The organism is Pelomonas sp. KK5 (assembly GCF_001984095.1).
Taxonomy (GTDB): Bacteria; Pseudomonadota; Gammaproteobacteria; order Burkholderiales; family Burkholderiaceae_C; genus KK5.
In genome coordinates, this window is sequence record NZ_LYVQ01000526.1 from 1 (window position 1) to 701 (window position 701).

At 75.0% G+C, this 701-nt stretch carries 1 pseudogene; it reads right to left on the reverse strand.

The features are described 5' to 3' along the window. Positions 1-701: pseudogene (locus B0W88_RS34190) on the reverse strand (heme utilization protein); the annotation flags it as partial.

Consider the following 701-nt stretch of genomic DNA (forward strand, 5'->3'; position numbering starts at 1 on the left):
CTGGGTGCTGGTGAGCGCGCGGCTCTGCGTGCTGTCCAGCGCGTGGACCTGGGCGGCGGTCAGCAGCGAGACCGCGCCGGTGCCCAGCAGCGCGAGCTGCGTGGGCGTCAGCGCGTGGAAGTGGGCGGTGCCGAAGGCGGGCAGCTGGGCGGCGCTGAGGGCGGCCAGCTGGTCGCTGCCCAGCAGCGAGAGGGCGCCGCGCAGCGCGGGGATGGCGTCGGTGGTGATGGCGGCGATCTGGGCGCTGGTGAAGGCGCGCATCTGCGTGGCGCTGAAGTCCAGCAGCTGGGCGGAGCTGAGGCTGTGCAGCGCCGTGGCCGACAGCGCCTGCACCTGGCTGCTGGACCAGGCATGGAGCTGGTCGCTGTTCAGCGCGGCGAGCGTGCTGCCGCCGACGGCGGCGAGCTGGTCGGTGCCCAGCGCGGCGAGCTGGCTGGCGCTGAGCGCCACGAACTGCGCGCTGCCGAGGCCGGCCAGCGCCGCGGCGCTCAGCGCATGCAGGTCCTCGGTGGCCAGCGCGGCGATCTGCGCGGTGGACAAGGCCTGCAGCTGCTGGCTGCCGAGCTGCGCCCACTGGGTGGTGCTCAGCTCCGCGAGCTGGGCGGCGCCCATGCCACGGATCTCGGCGCTGGTCAGCGCGCGCAGCTGGGCCGAGCCCAGCGCCTGCAGCGCCTCGGCGTCCAGGCTGTTGAACTGGACCG